Origin of the sequence: Paracoccus sp. M683 (assembly GCF_007096355.1) — a bacterium.
Taxonomy (GTDB): Bacteria; Pseudomonadota; Alphaproteobacteria; order Rhodobacterales; family Rhodobacteraceae; genus Paracoccus.
In genome coordinates, this window is sequence record NZ_VKDF01000009.1 from 1 (window position 1) to 12463 (window position 12463).

Here is a 12463-nt window from a genome sequence, read left to right on the forward strand (position 1 = left end):
TCGATTAACGACCAGACCGCCCGCATATCTCTTCAGATATACCATCAATGTCAAAAAGCAGTGGAAACAAAAACAACCAAACCGCGCCATAACCTTTGGCGCCGTCAAGCCGTCCAAGTTCCCAGATTTTTCCACCTCGTCTCCGAAGCAGGAACCCTATCTAGCCACCCATCCGATGATCGTCAAGAGGTAATCTCAACTTTCTTCAGGCGACCTTCCGAGGCCCGTCCGATCCGGCGTCGCCGTTTCGGTGAGGCGGTGTTTAGGTCCGGCCGCCGGAGGCTGCAACCGGAAAATTGCATCTCGGCGCATTAATTTTGCAAGCTATTGAATTATCGTCGTTATTCCAGCCAAAAAATGTCGCCTCTGCGGCATCGCAGTTTCCTGGCGAGAGAATCGCACAGAATCACGACGACGATGTGACAGATTTCTTCCAAGCCGCGCGAGATGCGCATCTTGTCGAATGTGTTTGCGGGGGAATCGGTCGCCTATGCGCTTCTTGCTGCCATGCTCATGTTGACCAATGAAACGCCCCAGCTGAGTGGGCCATTTTTGATAGCCAGTCAGAAGTAACTGGCGCGGGCTGGCGATTTGGCAAGTCGGGGCGATGAGCAGCCCAACAACCGGTCAGCAGGGGCAGGATCGCCCGGTCTCGACATGAAGCAGGGGCCCAGAAATGAAAAACGCGGCCCGGAGGCCGCGTTTCTGATCTTAGCGCTTCGAGAACTGGAAGCTGCGGCGGGCCTTGGCCTTGCCGTATTTCTTCCGTTCAACAACCCGGCTGTCGCGGGTCAGGAAGCCCGCAGCCTTCAGCGCGGCGCGCAGGCTGGGTTCGTGCAGTTGCAGCGCCTGGCTGATACCATGCTTGACCGCGCCGGCCTGACCCGAAAGCCCGCCGCCCTTGACGGTGGCTTGGACGTCATACTGACCGCTGACGCCGGCAACCTCGAAGGGCTGACGCAGAATCATTTGCAGCACCGGACGCGCGAAATATTCGCTCATGTCCTTTCCGTTCACGACAACCTTGCCGGAGCCCGGCTTGACCCAGACGCGGGCAACCGCATCCTTGCGCTTGCCGGTTGCATAGGACCGGCCCAGATTGTCGCGCTTCGCTTCGCGAATGACAGCAGCCGAAGGCGCTTCGGCCAAGGCCGCATTGCCCGAAACGGCCGATTTCAGGTCGTCGAGAGATTTGATATCTTCAGCCATAATCACGCGCTCCGGGTGTTCTTGGCGTTCAGGACCTTCACGTCCAGAACTTCGGGCTGCTGTGCCTCATGCGGGTGCTCGGCACCGGCATAGACGCGCAGATTGGTCATCTGCTGCTTGCCCAGCTTGTTGCGGCTGATCATGCGCTCGACTGCTTTGGTCACGACGCGCTCGGGGTGCGCACCTTCCAGAACCTGGCGCGCGGTGCGGTGCTTGATGCCGCCCGGATGGCCGGTATGCCAGTAGTATTTCTTGTCATCACGCTTGTTGCCGGTCATCTGCACCTTGTCGGCGTTGATGATGATGACATTGTCGCCCATGTCCATGTGCGGCGTGAAGGTCGGCTTGTGCTTGCCGCGCAGCCGGTTGGCGACGATCGTGGCGAGACGGCCCAGAACCACGCCCTCGGCGTCGATCAGGATCCATTTCTTCTCGATCTCCGCCGGTTTAGCGGTATAGGTTTTCATCTTGCGTCCCTTTGGTGGGGGTAAATCCGAGATGCGGCTATATCGGGGATCGCAAGCCACCCGTCAAGCAGCGCGATTGTATATTTTTTGTTGTATTTCAATATCTTAAAAAATAGGTATTAAAATACCCCAAAATTGCACCCGAAAACCCTAGCGTTTCGGCGGAATCGAGTAGGTCATCGAACAGCGCGCCACCGGCTGGTCCTTTCCTTCGGAAAAGATCATCGCTTCGCCCACGGCCAGGACCCGACCCAACTTCAGCAGCCGGCAATGCGCCAGCAGATCGCGCCCGGCCTCGGGCTTATGCATGAAGTCGATGCTGGCATTCGTGGTCACGGCCAATGCCACCGGCCCGATATGGGACAGAATCGCCGTATAGATCGCCAGATCCGCCAGCCCGAACATCGAGGGCCCGCTGACCGTGCCGCCGGGGCGCAGATGGCCATCCTTCACCTTCAGGCGCGCGATCAGCACATCCTCGGCGACCGAGTCGATCACGAAATCAGGCGCTACCTGCTCGAAGTCATTTGCCAGAAACGCATTCAGCGCCGCTGCATCCATTGCCAATGCCATGCTTCCCCCCTTTGGCGATCCGGCCTACAGTTCCGGCAGGCAGAGGGGATTTCAAGATGAACCAGCGCATCTTACGCAACGACACCGGCCATGTGGCGCATCTGACATTGAACAGCCCGCAGAATTTCAATGCCCTTTCGGTCCAGATGATTGCCGATCTTTCGGATGCCTTCGACCGGATCGCGGCGGATGACAATATCCGCGCCGTGATCCTGGCGGCCGAGGGCAAGGCCTTCTCGGCCGGCCATGACCTGCGCCAGATGCAGGCCGCACGCGACGATGCGGATGGCGGCAGCGCCGCCTATGAAGCCCTTTTCGACGCCTGCGCCCGCATGATGCAGCAGATCCCCGCCCTGCCCCAGCCCGTCATCGCGCAGGTGCAGGGCATTGCCACCGCGGCCGGTTGCCAACTGGTCGCCAGCTGCGATCTGGCCGTCGCGGCCGAGGGCACGCGCTTTGGCGTCAATGGCGTCAATATCGGGCTGTTCTGCTCTACCCCGATGGTGGCGCTGACACGCGCCGTTCCTGCCAAGGCCGCGTTCGAAATGCTGACGACAGGCGAATTCATCGACGCCGACCGCGCCCGTGAACTTGGCCTGATCAATCGCGTCGTCCCCGCCGACGCGCTGGCCGAAACAGCGATGCAGATGGCGCAGCTTATCGCCAGCAAACTGCCGGCAGCGGTGCGCATGGGCAAACGCGCCTTCCACCAACAACTGCGCCTTGGTCTGGCAGATGCCTATGACAGCGCCGGCGGAACCATGTGCGCAAATATGATGCTGCCCGATACGGACGAAGGCATTTCGGCCTTTCTGGAAAAGCGAAAACCCAACTGGTCCTGATCACCGGATCAGCCCTGTTCCAATATTCCGGGTCGCCGGTTGGGTCGCCACAGGTTCAAGACCCCGCCGGCGACGGGCGGCGCCCCGGTCCTGCGCTTCAGCCCATGCGCCCCAGAACCGGGAAGGTCTCAAGCAGCCAATAGGAAAAGGCGGCAAAAGCCCCGGTCAGCAACATGACTCCGACGACGACCAGGAAGATACCCATGCCCCGCTCGATCATGCCGAGATAGGGCTTGATCCGGTTCATCAGTCCGATCGAGCGGGTGATGAAGATCGCCGACAGCAGGAACGGAATTCCCAGGCCCAAGGCATAGACGCCCAGCAAAGCGGTGCCGCGCCCCATCTCGCCCCCGGTTGCGGCCAGCGACAGGATCATCCCCAGCTGAGGCCCGATGCAGGGGGTCCAGCCAAATGCAAAAGCCAGCCCCATGACAAAGGCGCCAAAGGCCGAGCCGCCCTGCTCACCCGCCTCCAGACGCGCTTCCTGATCAAGGAAGGGAATGCGGATCACATGCAGAAAATGCAGCCCCATGACGATAACGACGACGCCAGCAATGCGCGCCAGCCAGTCCTGATATTGCAGGAAGGCCCGACCAAAGGCCGATGCGGCGAATCCCATCACCAGGAAAACAACCGACAGGCCCAGAACGAACATAAGCGCCGGCCAGACGGGGCTGCGCTCGCCCGATTTCAGGCCGCCGACATTCACCCCTGTCATGTAAGCCAGATAGGGCGGCACGATCGGCAGCACGCAAGGCGACAAAAAAGACAGCAGGCCCGCCAGCATCGCAACAAGGGCGGCAGGAAGAAAGGCAGCGTCGACAAGTTCGATTCCCAACATGACCGGCACTGTAACGCCCTGTGCGAAAACGGAAAGGCGTCACCCTGTCACAGCTGCGTGGGGCGCAAGAAAAAGCCCCGGCAAAGCAATGCTGTGCCGGGGCGGGAAATCACTCGGATCAGCGGCCCAAAGACCACCAGCCTCGCCGCTTGGGGCGGGCCGGCTTTTCCGATTCGACCGTGGTGACGGGTTCGGGTTTGCGCTGTTCCAGCACCGGAACCTCGATCACCGCAGGCGCCGGGATCTCCTCGGCCCGCGCCTCGGGCGCGACGGCCGCAATGGCAGCATCCACAGCAACCTCGGTGGTTTCGGTCTCGACCACCTCATCCGCCGGGACCTCGGCCGGCTCGTCTGCAACCGGCTCGGCTTCAACCGCCTCGACATTCTCGACGACCTCGGCAGGGGCCTCGGCCTGAACCACCTCATCCCCGGCCGGCTGTTCCTTTGCATCGGCCTTGCGGCGCGAGCGCGAGCGCGGCTTGCGCGGCTTTTTCGCAGGCTCGGTCGCGTCGGCCTCGGGCGCATCACCTCCAGCATCGTCACCAGAAGGTGCGGCCTCGGCGTCAACGGTCACCTCATCCTCGACCGGGGCATCGTTATCGCCCTGCCCGTCATCACCGGCGGCCATGTCGCTTTCGGCGCGGTCGCCCGGCTTCCTCCGCCGGCGGCGGCGGCGGCGCTTGGACCGGCCCTGACCGTCCTCGCCCTCGCCATCGCTGTCACGCGCCTCGCCGCGAACCTCGACCGTGGTTTCGGTCTCGTCTTCATCCTCGACAAGATCATCGGCATCGTCGATCTGCGCCATCAGCTGCGCGCTAGCCGAAACCACGGGGGTCTCGACTTCCGGCACATTGCGGGTCGCCGTCTTGAACTTTTCCAGCGAGTAGTCGGGCGAGATCAACGTGGGGTCCGCCTCGACCCGCACCGACATACCAAAGCGCGCCTCGATCATCGCAATATGTTCGCGCTTGCCGTTCATCAGGAAATTGGTCACCGCGACCGGCGCCTTGATCAGAATCTCGCGCGTGCGCTTGCGCGTTCCCTCTTCCTCGACCGCGCGCAGGATGGTCAATGCCAGGCTGTCATCGGACCGGATCAGGCCCGTGCCATGACAATGCGCGCAGGGCTGGGTGGTGGATTCCAGCATGCCGGGGCGCAGGCGCTGGCGGCTCATCTCCATCAGGCCGAAGCCGCTGATCTTGCCCACCTGGATGCGGGCGCGGTCGGTCTTCAGCCGATCCTTCAGGCGCTTCTCGACGGCGGCGTTGTTCTTACGCTCTTCCATGTCGATGAAGTCGATGACGATCAGACCGGCCAGGTCACGCAGACGCAACTGCCGCGCAATCTCGTCGGAAGCTTCAAGATTGGTCTTGGTTGCCGTGTCCTCGATGCTGCCTTCCTTGGTGGCCCGGCCCGAGTTCACGTCGATGGCGACCAGCGCCTCGGTCACCCCGATGACGATATATCCGCCCGATTTCAGCTGCACTGTCGGGTTGAACATCCCGCCCAGATAGCTTTCGACCTGGAAACGCGCGAACAGCGGCATCGGGTCGTTGTAATGCTTCACGTTCTTGGCGTGGGACGGCATGATCATCTTCATGAAGTCCTTGGCCGTGCGATAGCCACGCTCGCCCTCGACCAGAACCTCGTCGATCTCTTTGCTGTAAAGATCGCGGATGGACCGCTTGATCAGGTCGCCTTCCTCATAGATCGGTGCCGGCGCGATGGACTTGAAGGTCAACTCGCGGATCTGTTCCCACAGCCGCATCAGATATTCATAGTCGCGGCGGATCTCGGTCTTGGTGCGCTGGCTGCCCGCGGTGCGGATGATCAGGCCCGCGCCGGTCGGAACGGCCAGTTCGGATGCGATATCCTTCAGCTTCTTGCGGTCAGCGGCATTGGTGATCTTGCGGCTGATCCCGCCACCGCGCGCGGTGTTCGGCATCAGAACGCAGTAACGGCCGGCCAGCGACAGATAGGTCGTCAGCGCAGCGCCCTTGTTGCCACGTTCTTCCTTGACCACCTGGACCAGCATGATCTGCCGGACCTTGATCACTTCCTGAATCTTGTAGCGGCGCTGACGCGGCTTGCGCGGGGCGCGGATTTCCTCAGTCACGTCCTCTTCGGCGACCGATTCGATGTCGCTGTCCTTGTCGCTGGCGCTGCTGGGCTGGGCCTCGGCCGCATCCTCGGCGACAGAATCACCCGGCAGGGCATCACCTTCGCTGCGATCAAACTCAACCGCAGCCTGCGCCTCGGCAGTATCGTCATCGACATCGCTTGCCGATTCGCTTTCCAGCAGGGTATCGGCTTCCTCGGGGTCGATCACATCCATCCCGGCGATCTGATCCGAGCTGACAATCTCATCCGCCGTCTTGACGGTTTCAGCCCGTGACCGCCCGCCACGACGCCGTGACTTGGACTTGCCCGATTCCTCGGCGGCCTGGGCTTCGGCATAGGCCCGTTCTTCCGTCAGCAGCGCTTCGCGGTCAGCCGCCGGGATCTGGTAGTAATCGGGGTGAATCTCGGCGAAGGCCAGGAAACCGTGGCGATTGCCGCCATAATCCACAAAGGCCGCCTGCAACGAGGGTTCGACCCGCGTGACCTTTGCCAGATAGATGTTTCCGGCCAGTTGCCGCTTGTTTACGGTCTCGAAATCAAATTCTTCAACCTTGGTTCCATCGCTGACCACAACCCGAGTTTCCTCGGCATGGGTCGCGTCTATCAGCATCTTCTTTGCCATGAATAAATCTTTCGCGCAGGCGCAGATGCGCGGAACCAGGTGGCCCGGACAAGATGCGGCTGCGATATGATGGGGACGCGGGCGCGCTGCCGGGCGGGGCAGATGGCGCGGCCAGCCTTGCGGCCCACCCTGTCACCCTTGCCCTGCCCAAAGCGCGTTCCATCGCGTTCGTTACCTGTGTTGGCCAGATCGCCGTTAATGGCGACGCAGCTTGCGAATACCGCCCCCGCACGGCCGAACCGCAACTGGGGACGAGGGTTTTCCGCGTGGTGCATGCCGCCCATCCATGGGCGAATTCAGCGGCACCACGCTGCGAAACTATGTGCAATGCACAACCATCGGTTGCGGTTGATGCAATGCGTATGATCAACATAGTGGCTCAACCGGGGAAAATTCAATGGATAAATCATCCTCGCCCCGACGATAGGCCCCCAATCGCCACCTTGCCGGGCAGATGCCCATGGCCACGGCAGCGCCTTACCGCCTATCGGGGGCTTTCGTCCTGCCTGCGCAGGGCGGCGCCAGGCGTCTGCGCCGTGCGGATATGGCTAAGCACTGTGCCATCGGGTGCACAGGTCAGGCGCAGCCGCCATTCAGCCGATCGGAAGGTGACGCGAAAGCGGCCCTGGTCCGCACCCTGCCCTTCTTCCGACATGGTCGAGATCTGGCCGGCGCGCATCTGGCGCTGAAACTCTGCCGGCTCCAGCGCCAGCAACGGCGCCAGTTCGGCGGCATCGACGACAATGCGCCCATCCCTGCGGTCGATCTTCATCGGCACCGCCCAGAGGGTGAAATTCGTCGGGAACGGGGAAAACTGCGCATCTCGGATGATCGTTCGCTTGGTCCGGCGGCCTGTCCCGCCAGACATTTATCCCGCGATCCTAGCGGTTCAAGGCAGCCTCTCGCAAGATGTCCGGCACCGCGCCGGCGATGGCGCCCCCCCCCCCCCGGCCCGGATCCCGAAGTTGCCCGATATGTTTTAAGCCTGAAACAATTTTCTTGACTCGCGGACCGCGCTCGGTGCCTGTTAGTGTCAATGCGCCGATGAACGGCCAAATGCCCCGCCAAGGGTGTGCCCATAACAGGAAGGTTGACCCGACATGACCCGCAAGATCCTGACCCTGCTTGCCGCCTCGACCATTCTTGCCGGTCCGGCCGCCGCGCAGGACGATGACACGCTGACGATCGGGGTATTGCTGACCCTGTCCGGCCCCGCCGCGGTGCTGGGCGAAATGGCCCGCGACGGCTTTCAGCTGGCGGCCGACGAGATTGGCGAAATCGGTGGCATGAAGACCGAGATCATCATCGCCGATGACGAACAAAAGCCCGACATCGCCGCGAACAAGGCCCGTGAACTGGTCGAGCGTGATGGCGCAGACATCGTCATCGGCCCGATCTTCTCGAACATCGCCGGCGCCATCGTGAAACCTGTGACCGATGCCGGCGCGATCCTGATCAGCCCCAATGCCGGGCCGTCGAACCTGGCCGGGGCGGAATGCAACAAGGCCTTCTTCTCGGTCAGCTATCAGAACGACCAGAACCACGAGGTGATGGGCGCCTATGCCAAGGAACAGGGCTATGACAACGTGTTCCTGATCGCGCCGAACTATCAGGCGGGCAAGGACAGTCTGGCAGGGTTCAAGCACAGCTATGATGGCGGCGTCGCGGGCGAGGTGTTCACCCAGCTTGGCCAGCTGGATTTCTCGGCCGAGCTGGCGCAGATCGCAGCGATGCAGCCCGATGCCGTCTTTGCCTTCATGCCCGGCGGCATGGGTGTGAACCTGGTCAAGCAGTACCGTCAGGCTGGTCTGGAAAGCATTCCGTTCCTGTCCGCCTTTACTGTCGACGAATCCACATTGCCGGCCCAGCAGGACGCGGCCGTCGGGTTCTTTTCGGGCACCAACTGGGCGCCCGACCTGGACACGCCAGAAAACACGGCCTTTGTCACCGCCTTCGAGGAAAAATTCGGCAAGGTTCCGGCCAGCTATGCCGCCCATGGCTATGACGCGGCCCGGCTGATCGACGCGGCCGTGCGCGCAGCAGGCGGGATTGGCGACAAGGATGCGCTGATTGCGGCACTGGAGGGCGCGCAGTTCGCCTCGGTCCGTGGCGATTTCGCCTTTGGCGCGAACCATTTCCCGGTGCAGGATTTCTATCTGGCCGAGGTGGTCAAGCGCGATGATGGCCAGTTCGCCACCTCGATCGTGAAACCGATCTTTCAGGATTATGCCGACAATTACGTCGCCGAATGCCAGATGAACTAAGCCAACGGGGCGCGGGTCATTCCGCGCCCTTTTCGCACGAGCCGACATGACCAATCTTTTCCTGCTGCAACTCTTGAACGGGCTGCAATTCGGCGTGCTGCTGTTTCTGATCGCAGCCGGGCTGACGCTGGTTTTCGGGATCATGGATTTCGTGAACCTCGCCCATGGCGTGATCTATATGGTCGGCGCCTATCTGGTGGTGACCTTCGCCGCGATGACCGGCAGCTATGGACTGGGCCTGCTGCTGACCCTGCCCGCGACGCTCGCCGTGGGTCTGGTGCTGGAATTTCTGGTCTTTCGACACCTCTATGATCGCAGCCATCTGGATCAGGTGCTGGCGACCTTTGGACTGGTCATGATCATCAGCGAAGCGGTCGAGATCATCTGGGGGGCCGCCCCCCTGACCGTCCCGATACCGCAGATCCTGTCGGGATCGGTCCCGCTGCTTGGGCCGCTGCGCTATCCGGTGTTCCGGCTGGCGATCATTGCCGCGGGTTTGCTGACAGCCTTGGGCCTGTGGTTCGTGATCAGCCGCACCCGCATCGGCATGCAACTGCGCGCCGGCGCCAGCAACCGCGCCATGCTGTCGGCGCTTGGCATCGACGTGCGGCGGCTGTTCACCATGATCTTCGCCTTTGGCGCCATGCTGGCCGGATTTGCAGGAGCGATGGTCGCGCCGATCCTTGCGGTCGATCCGGGCATGGGCGAAAGCGTGCTGATCCTGGCCTTCGTGGTGATCGTCATTGGCGGCATCGGTTCGATCAAGGGGGCCTTTGCCGGTGCATTGATTGTGGGTATCGTCGATACGGTCGGGCGCATCTTTGGCCCCATCGCCCTGAAAGCGGTGATGGATCCTGCCGCCGCCGCGCAAGCGGGGCGTGTTCTGGCGCCGATGCTGGTCTATATCCTGATGGCCGTCATCCTGGCGTTGCGGCCGGCCGGCCTGTTCGGGCAACGCACATGAACCCACGCATCCGAAACATCGCGGCACTGGTGGTCTTTGGCAGCTTCGCGATTCTGCCGTTGCTGGCGCAGGTTCTGGGCGACAGTTTCCTGATCGTCGTCGCCACCCGTATCCTTGCCTTCGCCATCGCCGCATTGGCGCTGGACCTGATCCTTGGTTATGGCGGCATGGTCAGCTTTGGTCATGCCGCTTATCTGGGCCTTGGGGCCTATTCGGTGGCCATGCTGTCGCGGGCCGGCATCACCGATCTGGGCCTGCATCTGCTGGGCGGCATTGCGATGGCGACCCCTTTTGCGCTGATCACCGGGGCCATCTCGCTGCGCACGCGCGGGGTCTATTTCATCATGATTACCCTGGCCTTTGCGCAGATGGCCTATTTCTTCTTCGTCTCGCTGTCGGCTTATGGCGGCGATGACGGCGTTACGCTGGCTGCGCGATCAACGCTGCTGGGCCAGCCGCTGCTGGAAAACGATACCACCCTGTTCTATGCCACGCTGGCTCTGCTGATCGCCGCCTATCTGCTGGCCCTGCGCATCACCGGGTCGCGCTTTGGCCGCGTCCTGACAGGCACCCGCGAAAACCCGCTGCGCATGCAGGCCATCGGCTTTTCGCCCTTTCCCTATCAACTGACGGCCTATGTCATCTCGGGCTGCATCGCCTCGGTGGCGGGGGTGATGCTGGCCAACCAGACCGAATTCGTGTCACCCGCGCTGATGAACTGGCACCGCTCGGGCGAGTTGATCGTGATGGTGGTGCTGGGCGGCATCGGCAACCTGATCGGCGCGGTCGGTGGCGCCGTCATCGCCCTGCTGCTAGAGGAGTGGCTGTCACGCATGTCGGAACACTGGCCACTGTTCTTTGGCCTGTTCCTGGTGATCGTCGTCCTTGCCTCTCGCGATGGCATCAGTGGCCTGATCCGGCGGATCGGAGGCGGAAAATGAGCCTTCTTACTGTGCAGAATCTGCGCAAAAGCTATGGCGCGCTGAAGGTCACAGACGATGTCAGCCTGTCGGTCGAGCCCGGCGAGCTGCATGCCATCATCGGCCCCAACGGCGCCGGCAAGACGACACTGATCTCGCAACTGTCAGGCCAGTTGCGCAGTGACAGCGGGCGGGTGATCTTCGATGGCGCGGACATCACCGAAATGCGGATGCCGCAGCGCGCCAGACGCGGGTTGTCGCGCAGCTTCCAGATCACCTCGATCCTGCCGGGCTTTTCGGTTCTGGAAAATGTTTCAGCTGCGGTTCAGGCTCGATCCGGCAGCAGCTTCCGCTTTTTTGCCCCGGTCGCCGCCGAGGCGGGCTTGAACACATCCGCCATTGCCGCGCTGACCCGCGTTGGCTTGCAGGATCGCGCGGCGCAGCGCGCCGGATCGCTGAGCCATGGCGAAAAACGGCAGCTGGAACTGGCGATTGCCCTAGCGACCCAGCCCCGGCTGCTGCTGCTGGACGAGCCGCTTGCCGGCACCTCGGGGTCCGAGGCCGAACGGCTGGTTCAGGTGATCGCCAGCCTGAAGGGCGAGGTGACGGTGCTGTTGATCGAACATGACATGGACGCGGTCTTTGCGCTGGCGGACCGGATCAGCGTGCTGGTCTATGGCCGGGTGATTGCCACCGGCGCACCCGACGCGATTCGCGCCGATCTGCAAGTGCGCGCCGCCTATCTGGGCGAGGACGCCTGATGCTGTTGGTCGAGGGTTTGCAGGCAGGTTACGGCGAAAGCGCAGTGTTGCACGGGATCGACCTGGCCGTTGCACCCGGCGAGGTCGTGACCCTGCTGGGCCGCAACGGCATGGGCAAGACCACCACGATCAGCACCATCTTCGGCCTGTTGCCCGCGCGCAGCGGCCGGGTCAGCGTGGGCGGGGCCGACCTGACCAACGCGCCGCCGCACCGGATCGCGCTGGCCGGGCTGGGCCTGGTGCCCGAGGGGCGGCAGATCTTTCCGACGCTGGACGTGCGCGAAAACCTGATCGCCACCGCCCGCCCCGGCGCCTGGACGCTGGACCGTGTGCTGACGCTGTTTCCCCGCCTTGGGGAACGCACCGGCCACATGGGCAACCAGCTATCGGGTGGCGAACAGCAGATGCTGGCCATCGGCCGGGCGCTGATGACAAACCCGCGCCTGATCGTCCTGGACGAGGCGACCGAGGGGCTTGCCCCCCTGATCCGCGACGAGATCTGGGCCTGCCTCGCCGCCCTGAAGGCCGAAGGCGAGGCGATTCTGATCGTCGACAAGAACATCGACGCGCTGACCCGCCTGGCCGACCGCCATGTGGTGATCGAGAAGGGGCGCGTGGTCTGGACAGGCGACAACGCCGAAATGGTGGCCTCTGCCGAGGTGAAAGAGCGTTACCTGCATGTCTGACCGGCTTGTATTACCCGTTGCACCCCGGACCAAGCCCGGTTATTGAGGCCTGCGCGGCACCCGTAGCTCAGCTGGATAGAGCGCTGCCCTCCGAAGGCAGAGGTCAGAGGTTCGAATCCTCTCGGGTGCGCCAATACCTCACCGATCACTGACAAATGCAGTCTACGGGCTCGGCTCCATTGGCGGCCGACCT

The 12463-nt window shown here is 62.6% G+C and carries 13 protein-coding genes and 1 tRNA gene; 8 read left to right on the forward strand and 6 right to left on the reverse strand.

The annotated features are described in order from the left end of the window. On the forward strand, positions 1 to 193 hold a 193-nt coding region (locus tag FNJ84_RS22235), incomplete at its 5' end, for a hypothetical protein (RefSeq protein ID WP_221931998.1). Between the two features lie 518 nt (positions 194 to 711). Here the strand turns inward: FNJ84_RS22235 and rpsI are convergent. The 3 genes from rpsI to FNJ84_RS15605 form a co-directional block, all read right to left on the reverse strand. Further along, entirely contained in the window at positions 712 to 1209 is a 498-nt protein-coding gene (gene rpsI, locus FNJ84_RS15595) for a 30S ribosomal protein S9 (RefSeq protein ID WP_143794229.1), read from the reverse strand. A gap of 2 nt (positions 1210 to 1211) precedes the next feature. Continuing rightward, positions 1212 to 1676, reverse strand: coding sequence for a 50S ribosomal protein L13 (gene rplM, locus FNJ84_RS15600; protein WP_101753476.1), 465 nt, complete (start codon positions 1674 to 1676; stop codon positions 1212 to 1214). 150 nt (positions 1677 to 1826) lie between these two features. Next, entirely contained in the window at positions 1827 to 2249 is a 423-nt protein-coding gene (locus tag FNJ84_RS15605) for a PaaI family thioesterase (protein ID WP_143794230.1), read from the reverse strand. A 56-nt stretch (positions 2250 to 2305) separates the two neighbouring features. Between FNJ84_RS15605 and FNJ84_RS15610 the strand changes: the two genes are divergently transcribed. Continuing rightward, positions 2306 to 3091 (forward strand): enoyl-CoA hydratase, encoded by a 786-nt coding sequence (locus tag FNJ84_RS15610; protein ID WP_143794232.1) that lies wholly within the window; start codon positions 2306 to 2308, stop codon positions 3089 to 3091. Positions 3092 to 3188: 97 nt separating this feature from the next. Here FNJ84_RS15610 and FNJ84_RS15615 read toward each other — a convergent pair whose 3' ends face one another. The 3 genes from FNJ84_RS15615 to FNJ84_RS15625 form a co-directional block, all read right to left on the reverse strand. Then, positions 3189 to 3932 (reverse strand): cytochrome c biogenesis CcdA family protein, encoded by a 744-nt coding sequence (locus tag FNJ84_RS15615; RefSeq protein ID WP_143794234.1) that lies wholly within the window; start codon positions 3930 to 3932, stop codon positions 3189 to 3191. Positions 3933 to 4050: 118 nt separating this feature from the next. After that, positions 4051 to 6675: a ribonuclease E/G gene (locus tag FNJ84_RS15620; RefSeq protein ID WP_143794235.1), complete on the reverse strand. Its 2625-nt coding sequence runs from the start codon at positions 6673 to 6675 to the stop codon at positions 4051 to 4053. A gap of 484 nt (positions 6676 to 7159) precedes the next feature. Continuing rightward, positions 7160 to 7543 carry a DUF6522 family protein gene (locus FNJ84_RS15625; protein ID WP_255471237.1) on the reverse strand — a complete coding sequence of 128 codons (384 nt, stop codon included), beginning with the start codon at positions 7541 to 7543 and terminating at the stop codon, positions 7160 to 7162. A gap of 232 nt (positions 7544 to 7775) precedes the next feature. On the opposite strand from FNJ84_RS15625, the gene FNJ84_RS15630 reads away from it, so the two are divergent. From FNJ84_RS15630 to FNJ84_RS15655, 6 genes are all read left to right on the forward strand, one after another. Continuing rightward, complete coding sequence (locus tag FNJ84_RS15630) at positions 7776 to 8939, forward strand: ABC transporter substrate-binding protein (RefSeq protein ID WP_143794238.1); 1164 nt, start codon at positions 7776 to 7778, stop codon at positions 8937 to 8939. A gap of 46 nt (positions 8940 to 8985) precedes the next feature. Then, a complete protein-coding gene (locus FNJ84_RS15635; protein ID WP_143794240.1) occupies positions 8986 to 9903 on the forward strand; it encodes a branched-chain amino acid ABC transporter permease in 918 nt (305 codons plus the stop codon). Beyond that, complete coding sequence (locus FNJ84_RS15640) at positions 9900 to 10844, forward strand: branched-chain amino acid ABC transporter permease (RefSeq protein WP_143794241.1); 945 nt, start codon at positions 9900 to 9902, stop codon at positions 10842 to 10844. The genes FNJ84_RS15635 and FNJ84_RS15640 overlap by 4 nt, the downstream gene beginning before the upstream one ends. Beyond that, complete coding sequence (locus FNJ84_RS15645; protein ID WP_143794243.1) at positions 10841 to 11584, forward strand: ABC transporter ATP-binding protein; 744 nt, start codon at positions 10841 to 10843, stop codon at positions 11582 to 11584. The genes FNJ84_RS15640 and FNJ84_RS15645 overlap by 4 nt, the downstream gene beginning before the upstream one ends. Next, on the forward strand, positions 11584 to 12270 hold the full coding sequence (locus FNJ84_RS15650) for an ABC transporter ATP-binding protein (RefSeq protein ID WP_143794245.1): 687 nt from the start codon (positions 11584 to 11586) through the stop codon (positions 12268 to 12270). The genes FNJ84_RS15645 and FNJ84_RS15650 overlap by 1 nt, the downstream gene beginning before the upstream one ends. Before the next feature lie 56 nt (positions 12271 to 12326). Continuing rightward, positions 12327 to 12403, forward strand: a tRNA-Arg gene (locus FNJ84_RS15655). The last annotated feature ends 60 nt before the right edge of the window (positions 12404 to 12463 follow it).

Coding starts and splice junctions, on each gene's coding strand:
- rpsI (WP_143794229.1), bottom strand. CDS start 1,209: ATGGCTGAAGATATCAAATCTCTCGACGACCTGAAATCGGCCGTTTCG.
- rplM (WP_101753476.1), bottom strand. CDS start 1,676: ATGAAAACCTATACCGCTAAACCGGCGGAGATCGAGAAGAAATGGATC.
- FNJ84_RS15605 (WP_143794230.1), bottom strand. CDS start 2,249: ATGGCATTGGCAATGGATGCAGCGGCGCTGAATGCGTTTCTGGCAAAT.
- FNJ84_RS15610 (WP_143794232.1), top strand. CDS start 2,306: ATGAACCAGCGCATCTTACGCAACGACACCGGCCATGTGGCGCATCTG.
- FNJ84_RS15615 (WP_143794234.1), bottom strand. CDS start 3,932: ATGTTGGGAATCGAACTTGTCGACGCTGCCTTTCTTCCTGCCGCCCTT.
- FNJ84_RS15620 (WP_143794235.1), bottom strand. CDS start 6,675: ATGGCAAAGAAGATGCTGATAGACGCGACCCATGCCGAGGAAACTCGG.
- FNJ84_RS15625 (WP_255471237.1), bottom strand. CDS start 7,543: ATGTCTGGCGGGACAGGCCGCCGGACCAAGCGAACGATCATCCGAGAT.
- FNJ84_RS15630 (WP_143794238.1), top strand. CDS start 7,776: ATGACCCGCAAGATCCTGACCCTGCTTGCCGCCTCGACCATTCTTGCC.
- FNJ84_RS15635 (WP_143794240.1), top strand. CDS start 8,986: ATGACCAATCTTTTCCTGCTGCAACTCTTGAACGGGCTGCAATTCGGC.
- FNJ84_RS15640 (WP_143794241.1), top strand. CDS start 9,900: ATGAACCCACGCATCCGAAACATCGCGGCACTGGTGGTCTTTGGCAGC.
- FNJ84_RS15645 (WP_143794243.1), top strand. CDS start 10,841: ATGAGCCTTCTTACTGTGCAGAATCTGCGCAAAAGCTATGGCGCGCTG.
- FNJ84_RS15650 (WP_143794245.1), top strand. CDS start 11,584: ATGCTGTTGGTCGAGGGTTTGCAGGCAGGTTACGGCGAAAGCGCAGTG.